The sequence below is a fragment of the Helicobacter pylori genome, assembly GCF_014497725.1.
In the GTDB taxonomy this organism is placed as follows: Bacteria; Campylobacterota; Campylobacteria; order Campylobacterales; family Helicobacteraceae; genus Helicobacter; species Helicobacter pylori_DE.
On the sequence record NZ_JACTGF010000001.1, the window covers coordinates 322,739 to 342,107 of the forward strand.

The window sequence follows — 19,369 nt, forward strand, 5'->3', positions numbered from 1 at the left end:
TCAATAGAGAATGATAGCGACTTTTTGAGGCCCATGCACCCCAAAAACGGTTTTTAATTCAATGTCAGCTGTCCGGCTAGGCCCGCCAATAAGGAGCATGTTTGTGGGTAATGCACCGTTTTGGCCTTGATTTTTTAAAGCTTGCACGCCTTCGCTTAAATTGCGCACAATGGATTCTTTTTTCAATAAAATGATGCAATTAAGGGTGATGAGTGAAAGCAACCGTGGGCTTGCATGCGAAGAAACCGCCCCAATCATGCCCAAGCTTGAAATCCCACAAACCCCATGCAATAAAGCCGTATCAATCTCAAACAACTCTTCACGCATCGCTTCAATTTCTTTATCATAAGGCTGTAAAGTAAAATCCTTAAACGCTTCAAAATTCAAATTCAAATCTGTAGAGTGTAAGACTTTTTTGCTTTGAAAATTTTCTAAAGCCTTTAAGATTGCTTGCTCTAAATCTTCTTTAGCGCTTTCAATGACTTCAGCTTTATTCAACACCTGGAAATGCTTGTATTCTTCCACTAAGTCTTCAAACTCCACTTTAATGATATTTCTATAAATAGGGTTTGCTCCCTGAATGGCATGTTTGGCTCTGGCTTCTTTAATGCGCTTTAAAATAAGCTCTTTACTCATAAATCACCCCTTCTAAGTGCTGGACTTTGGCATGCAAGCTTGTGTCCATGTTGGGTAAGGTCCTAACGCTCGCCCACTCTTTGACTAAAGGCAGTATGGGGGCTAAAAGCTTGCCTAAAGGCGAGAAAAATTGAGCCATTTTCAATTGGAAACGCCACTTAGCCCCATCGCTTGCCATTTTGGCAAACATTTTCATAGAGAATTTTTCCATCCCGCTGTGTTGGGCGCTTTTAGCCCCCTTGACCACACCCCTGCCCTCGCCCACTTTATCGGCTCGTAAATCTCTAATGAGTTCGGCTAAAGGGATTTCTACGGGGCATACTTCAGTGCAACGCCCGCAAAGACTGCACAAATTAGGGATATGCCCGTAATTATTCAAGCCAAAGAGTTGGGGGGATACCACCACGCCTATAGGGCCAGGATAAGTGGAAAGATAAGCATGCCCACCGATTTTATCATACACAGGGCAGTGGTTCAAACAAGTCCCGCAACGGATGCATGAAAGGGCACGGTAATACTTTTCATCAGCCAAAATATTGGAGCGGTTGTTGTCTAATAAAATGATGTGGGCTTCTTTAGGGCCATCTAAATCGCCCTCTTTTCTGGGGCCTGTGATAATGTTTTGATAGCAAGTGATAGGCACACCCACAGCACTCGGGGCGAGCAGATTGTTTAAAATCGCCGCATCATCAAAGCTTTCTACTAATTTTTCAATCCCGCAAATAGCGACATGCACATCGCATGCGGTGGTGCTCATTCTGCCATTGCCTTCATTTTCCACTAGCCAGATCGCCCCCTCATTAGCGATAGCGAAATTAACCCCACTGATCCCCATTTTAAAGCTTTCAAATTCTTTGCGCATGTGCTTTCTGGCGATCGCATTGAGCTTCTCAGGCTCTTCTTCATAAGCGGCGTTGAGTTTTTCTTCAAAAATCTTACCGATTTGCTTGCGGTTTTTATGGATGGCTGGCACGACAATATGCACAGGGTGCTCATTGATGAGCTGGATAATCAATTCGCCTAGATCCGTTTCTTGCGCTTGAATGCCCTTTTCTTTGAGGTAATGGTTCAAGCCAATTTCTTCGCTCGCCATGGATTTTTGCTTTAAAATGCGCTTGATATTCTTTTCTTTAGCGAGGTTGTAAATGATTTCATTGGCTTCATCGCCGTCTTTAGCGTAGTGGATTTTAAAGCCGTTTTGAGTGGCGTTTTTTTCAAACAATTCCAAATATTCATCAAGCCTGGATAAAATTTTAAGCTTGACTTCTTTGCCTAATTCCCTTAAATTTTCCCACTCGCTGTAACGATTTTTAATCAAATTCTTACGATTAGCCCTTAAGGTGTCCATTGCAGAACGCAAATTTTCCCTTAATTGCGTATCGCCTAATTGGTCGGTGATGATTTCTTCGTATTCTTGGTCGCTATGATATTTTTCCATGATTATTCCTTAAAACAATTCTTTAATGTTAAAGCCCAAGCCTTGAGGCTAAAAAGTCATAAAAATGCATGGGTTTTGTTAAAGAGCCCATTTTTTGCATGGCGGTGCTGATATTCATCAAACACCCCGCATCCGCTGAAACGATCACATCCACATGACGGCTTTCTATATCTTTAATCTTTTCTTTAACCATAACCGCTGAAATTTCAGGCTCTTTGACTGAAAAAGTCCCCCCAAACCCGCAGCATTCTTCTTCTTTTTCCAATTCAATGAGTTCCACATTTTTAAGCTGTCTGATGAGATTTTTCGCCGAGTCAATCACTTTAGCCACCCTTAAGGCATGGCAATTAGAATGCCATGTGATTTTAAGGGGTTCGCCCTTATCTTCGTATTTGACTTGCAATTTTTTATCCAAAAATTCGCTCAACTCATACACCCTAGAGCAAAAATCTTTAACCATGTTAAATTCCGCATGCCCTTCAAACAATTCCAAATAATCATGCCGCATCATCCCTGTGCATGAACCGCTAGGCAAAATAATAGGGTAGTCGTTATTGGAATAAAGTTTGATATTGTATAAAATGACTTTTTTTGTCTCTTCGTAGTATCCTGAGTTATAGCTTGGCTGGCCGCAACATGTCTGGTCTTTTTTAAAAACCACTTCTAAATTTTCCTTGCGGAGCAATTTGATAGCGTTAAGCGATGCGTTGCTATAAATAGCTGCTCCTAGACAAGTAGCAAAGAAATTGACTTTCAAAGAATGCTCCTTAAAATTCCAAATTAAGAGTTTCAAACACAATATAATACTCAAAATTAGTAAGATTGTAATCACAAGTTGATAAACCCACTCTCTTAAACATTGTTACTAAAATAAACCACAAACCCATTAAATTTGACTTAATATTAAATGCTACTTAAAATTAGTTTTTTCTTTTAAGTAAGATAAAGAAATACTTTTAATTATTCAAGGAAAATTTATGGAATTTTATCAAGTCTATGACCCATTAGGCCATATTTGGCTGAGCGCTTTAGTGGCGCTATCGCCTATTGCGCTCTTTTTTATCTCTCTTATTGTTTTTAAACTTAAAGGGTATAGCGCTGGGTTTTTAAGCTTAGCGCTTTCAATCCTTATTGCGTTATTTGTGTATAAGATGCCCGTTCAAATGGTGAGCGCGAGTTTTTTCTATGGTTTTCTTTATGGCTTGTGGCCGATCGCATGGATTGTGATCGCTGCGATTTTTCTTTACAACCTTTCAGTGAAGTCCGGGTATTTTGAGATTTTAAAAGAAAGCATTTTAACCCTAACTCCGGATCATCGCATTTTAGTGATTTTGATCGGATTTTGTTTTGGCTCGTTTTTAGAAGGCGCGATTGGTTTTGGAGGCCCGGTAGCGATCACAGCGGCGATTTTAGTCGGCCTTGGGTTAAACCCCTTATACGCTGCCGGGTTGTGTTTGATCGCTAACACCGCTCCTGTAGCTTTTGGCGCGGTGGGTATCCCTATCACGGCGATGGCTAGCGTGGTGGGTATCCCTGAGTTAGAGATTTCTCAAATGGTGGGCAGGGTGTTACCCATTTTTTCCATTGGTATTCCTTTTTTCATCGTGTTTTTAATGGATGGTTTTAGAGGGATTAGAGAAACCTTTCCTGCAGTGGCCGTTACGGGCTTTAGCTTCGCTATCGCGCAATTTTTAAGCTCTAATTATTTAGGGCCGCAGCTTCCGGATATTATTTCAGCTTTAGTGTCTTTAGTCGCTACCACTTTATTTTTAAAATTCTGGCAGCCCAAACACATTTTCACCAGCAATGGCAAAGAGCCCACGATTAGCACAGAAAAACACCATATTTGCAAGGTGGTTGTGGCGTGGATGCCTTTTGTGTTGCTCACGATTACGATCATCATATGGACGCAACCCTGGTTTAAAGCGCTCTTTAAAGAAGGCGGGGCTTTGGCGTTTTCTAGCTTTGCGTTTGAATTCAATTCTATCAGTCAAAAGATTTTTAAAACCGTTCCCATTGTTACTGAAGCGACCAATTTTCCTGTGGTGTTCAAACTTCCTTTGATTTTAACGACAGGCACTTCCATTTTTTTAGCCGCCCTTTTAAGCGTGTTTTTGTTGCGCGTGAAAATCAGCGATGCGATAGGGGTGTTTGGAGCCACTTTAAAAGAAATGCGTTTGCCGATTTTAACCATTGGCGTGGTTTTAGCGTTTGCGTATGTGGCTAATTATAGCGGCATGAGCGCTACGCTCGCTTTAGCGTTAGCAGATACCGGGCATGTTTTCACTTTCTTTTCGCCTGTGGTAGGCTGGCTTGGGGTGTTTTTAACCGGAAGCGATACGAGTTCCAATCTTTTATTTGGCTCTTTGCAAATGCTCATCGCTACACAGCTTGGCTTGCCTGAAGTGCTTTTCTTAGCGGCCAACACTTCCGGGGGCGTTGTGGGTAAAATGATAAGCCCTCAAAGTATCGCTATCGCTTGCGCGGCGGTGGGGTTAGTGGGGAAAGAGAGCGAATTGTTCAGATTTACAGTAAAATACTCTATCGCTTTGGCGATCATTATGGGGATTGTCTTCACTCTTATTGCTTATGTCTTCCCCTTTATTATCCCCATCATTCCTAAATAAGGGGGTTTTTAAAGAGAACTAGCGCTAAGAGAATATTTTTAAAAGGGATTTTTTAGTGCTAGAATTTCATCAAATTTATGACCCTTTGGGTAATATTTGGCTGAGTGCTCTTGTAGCTTTATTGCCGATTTTGTTATTTTTCTTATCTTTAATGGTTTTTAAACTCAAAGGTTATACAGCGGCCTTTTTGAGCGTGGCCTTATCAGCCGTTATTGCGGTTTTAGTGTATAAAATGCCTGTTAGCATGGTGGGATCAAGCTTTCTTTATGGCTTTCTCTATGGCTTATGGCCGATCGCTTGGATTATTATTGCGGCGATTTTTTTATACAAACTCAGCGTTAAATCCGGCTATTTTGAAATTTTAAAAGAAAGCGTCCAGTCCATCACTTTAGATCACAGGATTTTAGTGATATTGATTGGTTTTTGTTTTGGCTCGTTTTTAGAAGGAGCGATCGGCTTTGGAGGGCCTATTGCCATTACAGCGGCGATTTTAGTGGGCTTAGGGTTAAGCCCCTTATATTCTGCCGGATTGTGCCTAATCGCTAACACCGCTCCTGTGGCTTTTGGCGCAGTGGGTATCCCTATAAGCGCTATGGCGAGCGCGGTAGGGGTGCCAGCGATTTTAATTTCAGCCATGACGGGTAAAATCCTCTTTTTTGTGAGCTTGTTAGTGCCGTTTTTCATTGTGTTTTTAATGGATGGCCTTAAGGGGATTAAAGAAACTTTTCCGGCCGTTTTTATCGCGGCTTTTTCTTTCGCTGGTGCACAATTTTTAAGCTCTAATTATTTAGGGCCAGAATTGCCTGGTATTATTTCAGCCCTTGTTTCACTCGTTGCAACAGCGCTCTTTTTGAAATTTTGGCAGCCTAAAGTCATTTTTAGAAGCGACGGCAAAGCGGCCTCATTCACTAAGAGTAACCATCATATCTGTAAGGTTTATGTCGCTTGGTCTCCTTTTGTGATTTTGGTTTTAGTGATTGTGCTATGGATACAGCCTTTTTTTAAAGCTTTATTTGAAAAAGACGGCTTGTTAGCTTTTTCTAATTTTTATTTTGAATTCAATAACATCAGTAACCATATCTTTAAAAGCCCGCCCTTTGTAGAAGCCAATCAAAGCGTGAGTTTTCCTGTGGTGTTTAAATTTCTCTTAATCAACACAGTTGGCACTTCCATTTTTTTAGCCGCTCTTGTTAGCATGCTCGTTTTAAGGGTGCGAGTGAGCGATGCAGTGAGCGTTTTTGGCGAAACTTTAAAAGAAATGCGTTACCCCATTCTCACCATTGGATTAGTCTTAAGCTTTGCCTATGTGTCTAATTACAGCGGGATTTCTTCCACTCTAGCCTTAGCACTCACGCATACGGGTTTGGCTTTTACTTTTTTCTCGCCCTTGATCGGGTGGGTAGGCGTGTTTTTAACGGGAAGCGATACGAGTTCTAATCTTTTATTTGGCTCTTTACAGCAACTCACCGCCCAACGATTGCACCTCCCTGAGGTTTTAACCCTAACGGCTAATACCGTGGGAGGCACTTTGGGCAAAATGATAAGCCCTCAAAGCATCGCTATCGCTTGTGCGGCGGTGGGGTTAGCCGGGAAAGAGAGCGATTTGTTCAAATTCACGGTTAAATACTCCCTTATTTTTGTAGCGATTATGGGAGTCGTGATTAGCACGATTGCGTATTTGATCCCTGAAGTGGTGCCTGCGATAAAGTAGAGCCATTTTGGATCTGGCAGGGTTTAACCCCCAAATAAATTTTTTTGTTTTAAAAAATTCAAGATTTTAAGCGTCATAGAGCTTATGGGTAAAGTTTCTAAGTCTTTAAGGCTATAAAAACGAACGGGGTTTTTTAGATCCTTTATTGCAGCTGAATAGAGGTTTAAATGGAGCTTGAATTTAGTGTGGCTGTGTTTGATCGCGCCTAAAAAGGGGAGTTTGCATTCTAAATTTTCTTTTAAGTCAGGGAAATGGTGCATCCCCAAATAGAGTTTTTGCTCTATTTTTTCTAAAGCGATTTGGTTATTTTGGATCACAACGCCCAAGTAACGCTCTTCTTGAATGATCTCTTGTTTTTTCTTAAGCGTGTGTTTTTCTAGGTGGTTTTTACCTAAACAATAAGGATTGAAAGGGCAAATCGCGCATTTGGGTTTAGGGGAGCAGATTAAAGCCCCTAGATCAATTAGGGCTTGGTTATGATTAAAGCTTTCATTAAGATTGAGAAAATCATTCGCTTTAATTTGTAAGTCTTTAGCGTGGATATTAGGATCCAATCCAAAAAGCCTTAAAAGCACGCGCTTGACATTGGCGTCCACGCATGCGGTTTTTTCCCTAAAGCCAAAACATAAAATCGCGTTAGCCGTGTATGCGCCAATACCGGGGAGTTTCAATAAATTTTGATAGTCATTGGGTAGTTGCGAGTTATGTTCTTTAACGCAAATTTCAGCACTTTTTTTTAAATTTTTAGCCCTTGAATAATAGCCAAGCCCTCGCCAGAGCAATAAAACCTCCTCTAATTGAGCGTTCGCCAAGTCTTTTAAAGTGGGGAAAGCTTCTAAAAAAGGGGAATAAAAACGCTCAACCACCGTGCTGATTTGGGTTTGTTGGCTCATCACTTCACTGATATAGACTTCATAAGGGGCGTTAATGCCCTTTAAATTCCTAAAGGGTAAATCCTTTCGCCCACATTCTTCATACCATTTTAAAAGGGCGTTGTGTAAAGTTTCCAACTACAACCACCTAAAAGCGATGAATTTGACCCAAGGTGTGCACACGCTTAAAAACACGATCAAATACACCATACCAAAAATAAACCCCCATTTCCAAAAATCCTTGCTTGGAATATACCCGCTCCCGTAATAAATGGTGGATGGGCCTGTGCCATAGGGCGTTAAAATCCCCATAATCCCTAAAGAAAGCATTAAAAACAAGCTCAATTCTTGCAAATTGACCCCTTGAATGTGTGAACCAATCCCTACAAAAAGCGCGAATAACGCGCTCACATGAGCGGTGATGCTAGCGAAAAAATAGTGCGACAGATAGAATAAAGCTACAATAAACAATACCGCTATTAACGGATCCAAGTGAGCATGCTCTAAAAAATTTTGAGCCGCATTGCCGATAAAATTTAAAAACCCTACATTTTTAAGCCCGCCAGCCATCGTGAGTAGCGATCCAAGCAATAAAAAAATATTGAACGCACTCTTGTTTTTAATGATGTCTTCATAGCTTACAATCTTACAAAACGCCATTAAAACCATGACAATCAAAGCCGTTGCGCTCGCATGCAAGCCTAAAGATTTGCCAAAAATCCAACCCAATAAAGCCAATAAAGTAAGGCTGAGCATTAAAATTTCTTTTAAAGAAAACCTCCCCATGCTCTCTAACTCTTTTTTAGCCCACGAACTCACTTCTTTTGAGCCTTTTAAGGTGGGTTCGCAGGTTTTATACGCCAATAAAGGCACAAGCAAGATCAAAACCACCCCACAAGGCAAGAACGCCAAAAACCACGAAAACCATGAAATTTCATTCACGCCCATTTTGGTAGCGATTTCCATTGCTAGGGGGTTAGGGGCGAGTGCGGTTAAAAACATGGACGAAGTGATGCAAGTTGAAGCCAAAGCGACCCACATCAAATATGTGCCGATTTTGTTAGGGTTATTACTAGGAGTAGAACCCATTAAGGGCGGGATAGAAGAAACGATGGGATAGAGTATGCCCCCACTTCTAGCGGAATTGCTAGGGATAAAGGGGGCTAGACACAATTCGCTCAAACTGATCGCATAACCCAAACCTAAAGGGGTTTGCCCTAAAAACCTAATGAGTAAAAGAGCGATCCGTTTCCCTAATAAGCTTTTTTCATACCCTAAACCCAAAATAAAAGCGACAAACACAAGCCACACCGTTTTATTCGCATACCCGCTCAAACCCCACGAAATGGCCTTATTAGCACTCGCTACTTCATTGCTCGCTCCAATTTTTAACGCTATACACAACACTAACGCGCTTAGTGCTATCAAACCTGATGGCACCGGCTCTAAAATTAGCCCTATAATCATGCCCATGAAAATACAAAAATAAAGCCATGCATTAGGGTTTAGCCCGTCCGGTGCACCTAAAAAATACAATAGCGTTGCGATGAGAAAAGGGGCAAAGATTGAGAGGGTTTGTTTAATCATATGTAGCCTTTAGCCAAAGATAGTAATAATTTGGCTTAAAAATATCATTCAAATGGGATTGAGTTATTACAATGTTACAGAAAAAGATTAAAAATTAAGCTTTTTGAAAAAGATAAAATTTTATAATTATGTTTATCTTTGTTGAATTTACTACAAATAGGAGTATTGCATGCAAGAAAATGTGCCTTTGAGTTATGATTATTCCATTAGCAAATTGTTTCTTTATGCGATGATCGCTTTTGGGATAATAGGCATGTTAATAGGGATCGTGTTAGCCTTTGAGTTATCTTTCCCTAGTTTGAACTACATTGCAGGGGAGTATGGCGTTTTTGGCCGCTTACGCCCCTTACACACCAATGCGGTGATCTATGGTTTCACTCTTGGGGGGATTTGGGCGAGTTGGTATTATATCGGTCAAAGGGTGCTTAAAATCACTTATTACCAACACCCCTTTTTGAAATTTGTAGGGTTATTGCATTTTTGGCTCTGGATTCTTCTTTTAGTCCTAGGGGTTATTAGCTTGTTTGCTGGTCTTACTCAATCTAAAGAATACGCCGAATTGATGTGGCCTTTAGATATTATTGTGGTTGTGGCATGGGTGCTATGGGGGGTTAATATGTTTGGGAGCATGAGCGTTAGAAGAGAGAATACTATTTATGTGTCTTTGTGGTATTACATCGCTACTTATGTGGGTATAGCGGTGATGTATATCTTCAATAACCTTTCTATCCCCACCTATTTTGTCGCTGATATGGGGAGCGTTTGGCATTCTATTTCTATGTATTCAGGCAGTAATGATGCGCTCATTCAATGGTGGTGGGGGCATAATGCGGTCGCTTTTGTCTTTACGAGTGGGGTGATTGGCACGATTTATTATTTCTTGCCTAAAGAGAGCGGCCAGCCTATTTTTTCTTACAAACTCACTTTGTTTTCTTTTTGGAGTTTGATGTTTGTTTATATTTGGGCGGGCGGGCACCATTTGATTTATTCCACCGTGCCTGATTGGGTACAAACCCTTTCTAGCGTGTTTTCAGTGGTGTTGATCTTGCCTTCGTGGGGGACAGCGATTAACATGCTTTTAACGATGAGAGGCCAATGGCACCAGCTCAAGGAAAGCCCTTTAATCAAGTTCTTAGTTTTAGCTTCAACTTTCTACATGCTTTCCACGCTAGAAGGATCCATTCAAGCCATTAAGAGCGTGAACGCCTTAGCGCATTTTACCGATTGGATTATAGGGCATGTGCATGACGGCGTGCTTGGGTGGGTAGGCTTCACTTTGATTGCGAGCATGTATCACATGACGCCTAGGCTTTTCAAAAGAGAGATTTATTCAGGCAGGCTTGTGGATTTCCAATTCTGGATCATGACTTTAGGGATTGTGCTTTACTTTTCGTCCATGTGGATTGCAGGGATCACGCAAGGGATGATGTGGAGGGATGTGGATCAGTATGGGAATCTCACTTACCAGTTCATTGACACGGTTAAGGTGCTAATCCCTTATTACAATATTAGAGGCGTTGGGGGTCTTATGTATTTTATTGGATTTATTATTTTTGCTTACAATATTTTTATGACCATCACAGCAGGCAAAAAATTAGAGCGTGAGCCCAATTACGCCACGCCTATGTCTCGATAGGGGAGGTTGGAAATGTTTAGTTTTTTAGAGAAGAATCCGTTTTTTTTCACTCTTGCGTTTATTTTTGTGTTTGCGATCGCAGGCTTGGTGGAGATTTTGCCTAACTTCTTCAAATCCGCTCGCCCGATTGAAGGCTTACGGCCTTATACGGTTTTAGAGACAGCAGGGAGGCAAATTTATATCCAAGAAGGTTGTTATCATTGCCATTCCCAGCTTATTCGCCCTTTCCAAGCTGAGGTGGATCGATACGGCGCGTATAGTTTGAGTGGGGAATATGCGTATGACAGGCCATTTTTATGGGGATCTAAAAGGATTGGCCCTGATTTGCACAGGGTGGGGGATTATCGCACAACCGATTGGCATGAAAAGCACATGTTTGATCCTAAAAGCGTTGTGCCGCACAGCATCATGCCCGCCTATAAGCATTTATTTGCAAAAAAGAGCGATTTTGACACCGCTTATGCGGAAGCTTTGACGCAAAAAAAGGTTTTTGGCGTGCCTTATGACACCGAAAACGGCGTGAAATTAGGGAGCGTAGAAGAAGCGAAAAAAGCCTATTTAGAAGAAGCGAAAAAAATCACAGCCGACATGAAAGACAAACGAGTGCTAGACGCCATTCAAAGAGGTGAAGTGTTAGAAATTGTGGCTTTGATCGCTTATTTGAATAGCTTGGGTAATTCCAGGATCAACGCTAATCAAAACGCTAAATAAGGGGTGAATGATGGATTTAGAAAGTTTGAGAGGTTTTGCGTATGCGTTTTTCACCATTCTTTTTACACTCTTTTTGTACGCTTATATTTTTAGCATGTATAGAAAGCAAAAAAAAGGCATTATGGATTATGAGCGCTATGGGTATTTAGCACTAAATGACGCTTTAGAAGACGAGTTGATTGAACCACGACATAAAGAAGTTCATGATAAGGGCATAAAGGAAAGTTGAAATGGATTTTTTAAACGACCATATAAATGTTTTTGGCTTGATTGCAGCGCTTGTGATTTTAGTTTTAACCATCTATGAATCCAGTTCGCTCATTAAAGAAATGCACGACAGCAAATCTCAAGGTGAGCTTGTAGAAAATGGGCATTTGTTTGATGGGATAGGGGAGTTCGCCAATAATGTGCCAGTAGGCTGGATCGCAAGCTTTATGTGCACGATTGTGTGGGCTTTTTGGTATTTTTTCTTTGGGTATCCGCTGAGCAGTTTTTCTCAAATCGGGCAATACAATGAAGAGGTTAAAGCGCACAACCAAAAATTTGAAGCCAAGTGGAAGAATTTGGGTCAAAAGGAATTGGTGGATATGGGTCAAGGCATCTTTTTAGTTCATTGTTCGCAATGCCATGGCATCACCGCTGAGGGCTTGCATGGGAGCGCTCAAAATCTGGTGCGCTGGGGTAAAGAAGAGGGCATTATGGATACCATTAAGCATGGCTCTAAAGGCATGGATTATCTCGCTGGGGAAATGCCCGCTATGGAATTGGACGAAAAAGACGCTAAAGCGATCGCAAGCTATGTGATGGCAGAACTTTCTAGTGTTAAAAAAACCAAAAACCCTCAACTCATTGATAAAGGCAAGGAATTGTTTGAAAGCATGGGCTGCACAGGTTGTCATGGCAATGATGGTAAGGGCTTGCAAGAAAATCAAGTGTTTGCAGCCGATTTGACCGCTTACGGCACAGAGAATTTTTTGAGAAATATCTTAATGCATGGTAAAAAGGGCAATATAGGGCATATGCCATCATTCAAATATAAAAACTTTAGCGATTTGCAAGTTAAAGCGTTAGCCGAATTTATCCAATCGCTAAAACCCTTAGAAGATTAAAGGAAAAGAGATGAAATTTTTAAACGGATTAGCAGGGAATTTACTGATTGTGGTTATTTTATTGTGTGTGGTCGTTTTTTTTGCATTCAAAGCGATCCATATCCAAAAAGAGCAAGCCACCAATTATTACCGCTATAAGGATATTAACGCTTTAGAGGCAAAAAATACCCAAAACCGGGCTAATTATGAATTAGTCAATCAAGGGAGTAAAAAATGAAATTCACGACTTTAGAAAAAATCTTAGCCTTAATGGTAGTAGCGACCATTTTAATGACAATTGTTATTTCTTTTGTGCCTAATTTGTTTTTGTTTAGCACATGAGGATCTTATGGCTTGTAATAGCCTTTGTTTGTTGTTTGGGGGCTAATGAGTTTTATGTTTTTAATAACGCTAAAGGGCGTTTGGTAGAAAAAAGCGTTCTGTTTGTAGAGGGCGTTTCTAAAGAGCTTTATCTTAAAACAGGCGTGCGTTTTGCGATTGATATGACGGATTTTGAAAAAAATCCTATCGCTCTAGCGACTAAAAAAGAACGCCAAAGCTATCAAGAGGGCTTTTTAAAGCAGCTCAAACCCCCTTTTGTGGTATTCTTTTTTTACCATGACGCTCAAAAAATAGAATTGGTGGCTAACCCTAAAGATTTGTTGGATACTGATAAAATCTTTTTTGAAAAAATCGCTCCCTTACTCCCTACCAACGCCAAAGAATACACGCCTCAAAGGATTTCAGCCATGCTCATTAACGGCTATTCGGTCGCAGTAGACGCTTTAGCGGAAAAATATCGTGTGAATATCGTGCAAAATTTTAACGCCCCTAAGGGAGCGACTTTTGTAAAAGTCATCATCTATATTTTATTATTGACGCTTTTAGGGGCGTTTTTGGGGCTTTATTTTTTTAAAAAATCTTAAGAGGGAAAATCAATGAAAGAAAAAAACTTTTGGCCTTTAGGGATCATGAGCGTGCTTATTTTTGGGCTTGGGATCGTGGTGTTTTTGGTGGTGTTTGCCTTAAAAAATTCGCCTAAAAACGATTTAGTGTATTTCAAGGGTCATAACGAAGTGGATTTAAACTTTAACGCCATGCTTAAAACCTATGAAGATTTTAAAGCTAATTATCGTTTTTTAGTGGGTTTAAAGCCCCTTACAGAAAGCCCTAAAACCCCCATTTTGCCCTATTTTTCTAAAGGCACGCATGGGGATAAAAAAATCCAAGAAAACCTTTTAAACAACGCTTTGATTTTAGAAAAGTCCAACACGCTTTATGCGCGATTGCAACCGCTCAAACCCGCTTTAGATTCGCCAAATATTCAAGTGTATTTAGCTTTCTATCCCAGCCAATCACAGCCCAGATTATTAGGGACGCTTGATTGTAGAAGCGCATGCGAACCTTTAAAATTTGATTTGTTAGAGAGCGATAAAATGGGGCGCTATAAGATCCTTTTTAAATTTGTTTTTAAAAATAAAGAAGAATTGATTTTGGAGCAACTGGCTTTTTTAAAGTAGCACGTTTAAAAAATGCCTTTAGCGTTTTTTATTAACACTCAATCATTAAAAAGCCTGAATTTTCTATCCAAACGGGTATAATAAGGCTATGGGTTTTTTAAAAGTTTTTAAGCATGATGCTTTGGGGCAATTAGGGAATGTTGTTGTAGGGAATTTTTTAATAACGCTCACTATTTTAGCGGTTTGTTTTTCCTCTCAAAGCGCTGAAGAAACGACCATGCTCACCCTAAGCTACACGCTCTTTTTTGTCTTGGGGGCGTTTTTACTGGTCGCAATCAGTGTGGGAGCGATCAAAAACCTCAACACGCTTTTTTCTAAAAGGGGGGTTTTAAGCTTTTCTTTACCCGTTAGTTTAGAGTCTTTATTGCTCCCTAAAATCTTGCTCCCCATGGTGTTTTTTATCTTCAGTTTGTTCTGGTTTGTAGCGAGCGTGCGTTTGGGCTATTCTCTTTTTAACGCGCAATCCAGTGTGCTGTTTATCTTGCACACCGCTTTAAAAACCTTTGCGTTAAAACCCACTAAAACCCTAGGTATCGCGCTGTTTTTAGGGCTTGTTTTAATGAAATTTTTATTTGTTTTGAGCGTTTTAAACGCTGCTAGGATCAAAAAAGCGCGTTTTTTACTAGGGGGGCTGTTGTTCATTCTGGTGGGGGTTGTTTTGGAATTAGCGTTCAATTCGTTACTGCCCTTAATGAGCTCTAGTTTAAGCATCAATGAGGGGTTTTATTATTTCTTGCAACAACAAGAATTACAAGAAAAACAATACTATCTTTTATGGGGAGTGGATTTTTTAAAAATCCTTTTATTGTATGGGGTGATCCGTTACTTGCTTATGCATAAACTAGAATTGGATTAAGAAAAACGGTATTTTAAATATTCATCAGTGAGCAAGCAATCTTTAGTCTTTAACAAACTAGCGTAAAACCCATGCTGATAGCCTAATTCAAAAAGCTTGTCTATGGCGAGAATTTGAATCTCGTTTAAGCGCGTTGAAGTTTCATTCGCATACAGGCTTAAATAAGTTTGTAAGCGCTCTTTATTGACACGAATGAGCGAGCGCTCTAACAGCATGCTAGAGAGCAAATTTTGGTGTTTTAAAGCGACTTCAACCGCTCTAATCAAAGCCTTTTTAATCAAAATCGCGCGATACAAGGGGATAGAGCGCCTGATCGCCATGCCCCCTAAAGGCAAAGGTAAATCCACTTCAATGAGTTCTTTCCAAACATCCCACAATTCTTTTTCCACTTCTAATTCATCATGGAAATCCAAGATGCTTTCATGGATTAGCACGCCCGCATGCACCTTTTCTTCCAAAACCGCTTTTTCAATGTCTAAAAAATTCATGTAAGCGATGCGCGCGTGTTTGTAATAGATCTTAAACAAGAGAGCGTTTGTGGTGTGTTCCCCGCTGAGCGCGACTTTAAAGTCTTTTTTCAATTTCACGCCCTTTTTTTTCACTAATTTAGGCCCATAGCCATTCCCAAAGCTTGTCGCTGTGGGGAGTAAGGCGTAATCGTTCGCAATTTTAGGGTATAGCCCAAAGCTGATCGCACTCACATCATAAGTGTTTTTTAGAGCTTCTTGGTTTAGGGTTTCAATATCAAGGGCAATATTATGGAATGTTTTATTTTTAATGGGGCAATCTATCCAGCCAAACTTAATCGCATAATACATGAAAATATCATCAGCATCAGGGCTATGAGCGACACTAATCAAAGTAAAATCCTTTTGTGATAGGGTAAGTCCTTTTATTATAATAGATTTTAGGCTAGGATTTGATAGAATAAACAAATCAAATTCAATAAGGTGATTTAATGGCAATAGATGAAGACAAACAAAAAGCGATTTCTTTAGCGATCAAACAAATTGATAAGGTTTTTGGTAAGGGGGCGTTGGTGCGCCTTGGGGATAAGCAAGTAGAAAAGATTGACGCTATTTCTACAGGCTCGTTAGGATTGGATTTAGCTTTAGGGATTGGGGGCGTTCCAAAAGGTAGGATCATTGAAATTTATGGGCCAGAGTCAAGCGGAAAGACCACTCTAAGCTTGCATATTATTGCAGAATGCCAAAAAAATGGGGGCGTGTGCGCGTTCATTGACGCTGAGCATGCCCTAGATGTGCATTATGCTAAGAGATTGGGCGTGGATACGCAAAATCTACTCGTTTCCCAACCTGATACAGGCGAGCAAGCTTTAGAGATTTTAGAAACGATCACTAGAAGCGGAGGGATTGATTTGGTGGTGGTGGATTCGGTGGCGGCTCTTACGCCTAAAGCGGAGATTGATGGGGATATGGGCGATCAGCATGTGGGCTTGCAAGCAAGGCTTATGAGCCATGCGTTAAGAAAAATCACCGGTGTCTTGCACAAGATGAACACTACTCTCATTTTTATCAATCAAATCAGAATGAAGATTGGCATGATGGGTTATGGGAGTCCAGAGACCACAACCGGAGGTAATGCCTTAAAATTCTATGCGAGCGTTAGGATTGATATTAGAAGAATCGCCGCTTTAAAACAAAACGAACAGCATATCGGTAATAGGGCTAAAGCTAAAGTGGTTAAAAATAAAGTCGCTCCGCCCTTTAGAGAAGCGGAATTTGACATCATGTTTGGGGAGGGGATTTCTAAAGAGGGCGAAATCATTGATTATGGCGTGAAATTAGACATTGTGGATAAGAGTGGGGCATGGCTTAGTTACCAAGACAAAAAACTAGGGCAAGGCAGAGAAAACGCTAAAGCCTTATTGAAAGAAGATAAAGCCCTAGCGAACGAAATCACTCTTAAGATTAAAGAGAGTATTGGCTCTAATGAAGAGATCATGCCCTTACCCGATGAGCCTTTAGAAGAAATGGAATAAAAAGGATTTTGATGCTAACCATTAAAGACATTCATGCTTTAGAAGTGATGGATAGTAGGGGCAATCCTACCATTCAAGCCAGCGTGATTTTAAGCGATAACACTAAGGCGAGCGCGATTGTGCCTAGCGGAGCGAGCACCGGTAAAAGAGAGGCGTTAGAATTAAGGGATAATGACAAAACCCGTTTTTTGGGTAAAGGGGTTTTAAGGGCATGCGAAAATGTCAATAGCGTGATCAAACACCATTTAATAGGGCTTGAAGCGACTAATCAAGCCTTTGTGGATGAGAGGTTAAGGGCTTTAGACGGCACGCCTAATTACGCTAATTTAGGGGCGAACGCTGTTTTGGGCGTTTCTATGGCGTTAGCAAGGGCGAGTGCGAAGGCTTTAAATCTGCCATTATACCGCTATTTAGGGGGGGCTAACGCTTTGACTTTGCCGGTGCCGATGCTCAATATCATCAACGGCGGAACGCATGCGAACAATTCCATAGACTTTCAAGAATACATGATCATGCCTTTAGGGTTTGAGAGTTTTAAAGAAGCCTTAAGAGCGAGCGCGGAAGTCTATCACACGCTTAAAAAACTTTTAAATGGAAAGAATCAACTCACAAGCGTGGGCGATGAGGGAGGCTTTGCGCCTAATTTTAACAACAATGTAGAACCCCTTGAAGCCATTTCTCAAGCCATTGAAAAAGCCGGCTATAAATTAGGCGAAGAAATCGCGCTCGCTTTAGATGTGGCGAGCAGTGAGTTAGTGGATGAACATTTCAATTACCATTTAAAGGGTGAAAATAAGGTTTTAGATTCGCATGAATTAGTGGCTTATTACAAAGAATTGGTGGCAAAATACCCGATTGTATCCATTGAAGATGGTTTGAGCGAAGACGATTGGGAGGGTTGGGCGTTTTTAAGCAAGGAATTAGGGCGTCAAATCCAATTAGTGGGCGATGATTTGTTTGTAACGAACGCAAACATCTTGCAAAAAGGCATTGAAAAAAACATTGCGAACGCCATTTTGATCAAACCCAATCAAATCGGCACCATTAGTGAGACTTTGGAGACCATAAGATTAGCCAAACACCATGCCTATCAATGCGTGATGAGCCATAGAAGCGGGGAGAGTGAAGACAGCTTTATCGCTGATTTTGCCGTTGCGCTCAATACTGGGGAAATCAAAACCGGATCCACCGCAAGGAGTGAAAGGATCGCTAAATACAACCGCCTTTTGGAGATTGAGCATGAATTAAAAGGGGGGATTTATATCGGTAAAGAGTTGTTTAAGCATGGCTGAAAGCCTTTTTGAAAACGATGAAATCAAAAACAATAAAGCGCGAGATTTTTTTTATAGCCATAGCTCCCTTATTGTCTTTTTCCTCTTACTGCTTGGGTTTGGGTATTATTTAGGGAAGTTGCTTTTTGGAGGTTCTTCTTTAGAAGTCTATTTGGATTTAAGAGACAAGCATGAACGATTGCAACAAGAAATCACCGAATTGCAAAGCAAGAATGTGCGTTTGCAAAAGCGTTTGTTTGAATTGAGAGAATTACGGCCTAGAGATTAGATTTAAGGAAATGGTAGTGTTAAAAAAGATGATAGGTTTGGTGGTGGTTTTAAGCGTCTTATTAGCCAGAGATAACCCTTTTGAGCCTGAAATCAATTCCAAGAATTTGCAAGGGGGCTTTAATGGGATCTATGATGACTACCTCAAAGAAATCCATGTGGATTTGCCCACGAGCGCTAGGATCTTAAAAAAAATCACGCTCACTTACCAGGATATTGATGGCTCTATCCATTCTAAAGTCGTTGGTATTGATAAAAGCATTGATTGGCACTACCCCTTAAAACTTTCCCAACACACCCTTAATCAAACCCCCTTTGAAAAACGCTACCAGATCCAAGATTTTGATTTTTTAATGGCAAACAACACGATGATCTTGCGTTCCCCTTATAAAATTTTACGCTCCTTTGTGCTAGTCAATCCTTATAGAATCGTGTTAGACACGCAAAAAGGCCCTTTGGATATTTATCAAAACATGGATTTAAACCAGAAGTTTTTTTCTCACATTAAAGTCGGTACGCACAAAGATTATTACCGCATCACGCTCATTTTAGACGGGAAATACCGCTATCTTTTGGAAGAAAAAAACGGGGCGTATGAATTAAAATTGAAATAAAAGCATGCAGCATTTAGTTTTAATCGGTTTTATGGGGAGCGGTAAAAGCTCTTTAGCGCAAGAATTGGGGCTGGCTTTGAAATTAGAAGTGCTGGATACGGATATGATCATTAGCGAGAGGGTGGGCTTGAGCGTGAGAGGGATTTTTGAAGAGCTTGGCGAAGACAATTTCAGGATGTTTGAAAAAAATTTGATTGATGAATTAAAAACGCTCAAAACCCCCCATATCATTTCTACCGGTGGGGGCATTGTGATGCATGAAAATCTTAAGGGTTTAGGCACAACTTTTTACCTCAAAATGGATTTTGAGACCTTGATTAAGCGTTTGAATCAAAAAGAAAGGGAAAAACGCCCCCTTTTGAATAACCTCACTCAAGCTAAAGAGCTTTTTGAAAAACGACAGGCCCTCTATGAAAAAAACGCTTCCTTTATCATTGATGCAAGGGGTGGTTTAAATAATTCTTTAAAACAAGTGCTACAATTCATCGCATAAATTTTTTTTAAAGGCCTTT

General features: G+C 40.5%; 21 protein-coding genes. 15 read left to right on the top strand and 6 right to left on the bottom strand.

All coding sequences use genetic code 11. The features are described 5' to 3' along the window. Genes H7N69_RS01515 through H7N69_RS01525 form a run of 3 tightly spaced genes read right to left on the bottom strand, consistent with a single transcriptional unit; the run spans window position 1 to window position 2,831 of the window. A complete protein-coding gene (locus tag H7N69_RS01515; protein WP_187884577.1) occupies window positions 1-636 on the bottom strand; it encodes a LutC/YkgG family protein in 636 nt (211 codons plus the stop codon). Further along, window positions 629-2,074: a LutB/LldF family L-lactate oxidation iron-sulfur protein gene (locus H7N69_RS01520; RefSeq protein ID WP_187884578.1), complete on the bottom strand. Its 1,446-nt coding sequence runs from the start codon at window positions 2,072-2,074 to the stop codon at window positions 629-631. The genes H7N69_RS01515 and H7N69_RS01520 overlap by 8 nt, the downstream gene beginning before the upstream one ends. A gap of 28 nt (window positions 2,075-2,102) precedes the next feature. Continuing rightward, the gene (locus H7N69_RS01525; RefSeq protein WP_187884579.1) at window positions 2,103-2,831 is read right to left on the bottom strand and encodes a (Fe-S)-binding protein; all 729 of its coding nucleotides are present in this window, start codon (window positions 2,829-2,831) and stop codon (window positions 2,103-2,105) included. A 220-nt stretch (window positions 2,832-3,051) separates the two neighbouring features. Between H7N69_RS01525 and H7N69_RS01530 the strand changes: the two genes are divergently transcribed. Continuing rightward, window positions 3,052-4,701: an L-lactate permease gene (locus H7N69_RS01530; protein ID WP_187884580.1), complete on the top strand. Its 1,650-nt coding sequence runs from the start codon at window positions 3,052-3,054 to the stop codon at window positions 4,699-4,701. A 55-nt stretch (window positions 4,702-4,756) separates the two neighbouring features. Beyond that, entirely contained in the window at window positions 4,757-6,412 is a 1,656-nt protein-coding gene (locus H7N69_RS01535) for an L-lactate permease (RefSeq protein ID WP_187884581.1), read from the top strand. A 23-nt stretch (window positions 6,413-6,435) separates the two neighbouring features. Here H7N69_RS01535 and H7N69_RS01540 read toward each other — a convergent pair whose 3' ends face one another. Together H7N69_RS01540 and H7N69_RS01545 are read right to left on the bottom strand one after the other, a co-directional pair. After that, complete coding sequence (locus H7N69_RS01540) at window positions 6,436-7,422, bottom strand: adenine-specific DNA glycosylase (protein WP_187884582.1); 987 nt, start codon at window positions 7,420-7,422, stop codon at window positions 6,436-6,438. Next, window positions 7,423-8,871, bottom strand: a complete 1,449-nt coding sequence (locus tag H7N69_RS01545) for a DASS family sodium-coupled anion symporter (RefSeq protein ID WP_187884583.1) — start codon at window positions 8,869-8,871, stop codon at window positions 7,423-7,425. It lies immediately after the preceding gene. 169 nt (window positions 8,872-9,040) lie between these two features. Here H7N69_RS01545 and ccoN point away from each other — a divergent pair, with 169 nt between their 5' ends. The 8 genes from ccoN (at window position 9,041) to H7N69_RS01585 (ending at window position 14,682) form a co-directional block, all read left to right on the top strand. Further along, complete coding sequence (ccoN, locus tag H7N69_RS01550; RefSeq protein WP_187884584.1) at window positions 9,041-10,507, top strand: cytochrome-c oxidase, cbb3-type subunit I; 1,467 nt, start codon at window positions 9,041-9,043, stop codon at window positions 10,505-10,507. A gap of 12 nt (window positions 10,508-10,519) precedes the next feature. After that, a complete protein-coding gene (gene ccoO / locus H7N69_RS01555) occupies window positions 10,520-11,218 on the top strand; it encodes a cytochrome-c oxidase, cbb3-type subunit II (RefSeq protein WP_000490772.1) in 699 nt (232 codons plus the stop codon). Window positions 11,219-11,228: 10 nt separating this feature from the next. Further along, window positions 11,229-11,447 carry a cytochrome c oxidase, cbb3-type, CcoQ subunit gene (locus H7N69_RS01560; protein ID WP_001872571.1) on the top strand — a complete coding sequence of 73 codons (219 nt, stop codon included), beginning with the start codon at window positions 11,229-11,231 and terminating at the stop codon, window positions 11,445-11,447. Between the two features lies 1 nt (window position 11,448). Beyond that, window positions 11,449-12,327 carry a cytochrome-c oxidase, cbb3-type subunit III gene (gene ccoP / locus H7N69_RS01565; protein WP_187884585.1) on the top strand — a complete coding sequence of 293 codons (879 nt, stop codon included), beginning with the start codon at window positions 11,449-11,451 and terminating at the stop codon, window positions 12,325-12,327. 10 nt (window positions 12,328-12,337) lie between these two features. Then, window positions 12,338-12,544: a DUF4006 family protein gene (locus H7N69_RS01570; RefSeq protein ID WP_187884586.1), complete on the top strand. Its 207-nt coding sequence runs from the start codon at window positions 12,338-12,340 to the stop codon at window positions 12,542-12,544. A gap of 100 nt (window positions 12,545-12,644) precedes the next feature. Further along, window positions 12,645-13,232, top strand: coding sequence for a hypothetical protein (locus H7N69_RS01575; protein ID WP_187884587.1), 588 nt, complete (start codon window positions 12,645-12,647; stop codon window positions 13,230-13,232). Between the two features lie 12 nt (window positions 13,233-13,244). Next, window positions 13,245-13,826, top strand: a complete 582-nt coding sequence (locus H7N69_RS01580; protein WP_187884588.1) for a hypothetical protein — start codon at window positions 13,245-13,247, stop codon at window positions 13,824-13,826. A gap of 88 nt (window positions 13,827-13,914) precedes the next feature. After that, a complete protein-coding gene (locus tag H7N69_RS01585) occupies window positions 13,915-14,682 on the top strand; it encodes a hypothetical protein (protein ID WP_187884589.1) in 768 nt (255 codons plus the stop codon). On the opposite strand, the gene H7N69_RS01590 is transcribed toward H7N69_RS01585, so the two are convergent. Then, on the bottom strand, window positions 14,679-15,542 hold the full coding sequence (locus tag H7N69_RS01590; RefSeq protein WP_187884590.1) for a menaquinone biosynthesis family protein: 864 nt from the start codon (window positions 15,540-15,542) through the stop codon (window positions 14,679-14,681). The genes H7N69_RS01585 and H7N69_RS01590 overlap by 4 nt on opposite strands. Before the next feature lie 98 nt (window positions 15,543-15,640). Here H7N69_RS01590 and recA point away from each other — a divergent pair, with 98 nt between their 5' ends. The 5 genes from recA to H7N69_RS01615 are packed head-to-tail and all read left to right on the top strand — an operon-like array spanning window position 15,641 to window position 19,350. Further along, window positions 15,641-16,684, top strand: a complete 1,044-nt coding sequence (gene recA / locus H7N69_RS01595; RefSeq protein ID WP_000952105.1) for a recombinase RecA — start codon at window positions 15,641-15,643, stop codon at window positions 16,682-16,684. An 11-nt stretch (window positions 16,685-16,695) separates the two neighbouring features. After that, window positions 16,696-17,976 (top strand): phosphopyruvate hydratase, encoded by a 1,281-nt coding sequence (gene eno, locus H7N69_RS01600; protein ID WP_187884591.1) that lies wholly within the window; start codon window positions 16,696-16,698, stop codon window positions 17,974-17,976. After that, window positions 17,969-18,244, top strand: a complete 276-nt coding sequence (locus H7N69_RS01605) for a hypothetical protein (protein WP_000841057.1) — start codon at window positions 17,969-17,971, stop codon at window positions 18,242-18,244. The genes eno and H7N69_RS01605 overlap by 8 nt, the downstream gene beginning before the upstream one ends. A 16-nt stretch (window positions 18,245-18,260) precedes the next feature. Next, on the top strand, window positions 18,261-18,857 hold the full coding sequence (locus H7N69_RS01610; RefSeq protein WP_183001852.1) for an AMIN domain-containing protein: 597 nt from the start codon (window positions 18,261-18,263) through the stop codon (window positions 18,855-18,857). 4 nt (window positions 18,858-18,861) lie between these two features. Further along, window positions 18,862-19,350, top strand: a complete 489-nt coding sequence (locus H7N69_RS01615) for a shikimate kinase (protein WP_001164300.1) — start codon at window positions 18,862-18,864, stop codon at window positions 19,348-19,350. Window positions 19,351-19,369: the final 19 nt, after the last annotated feature.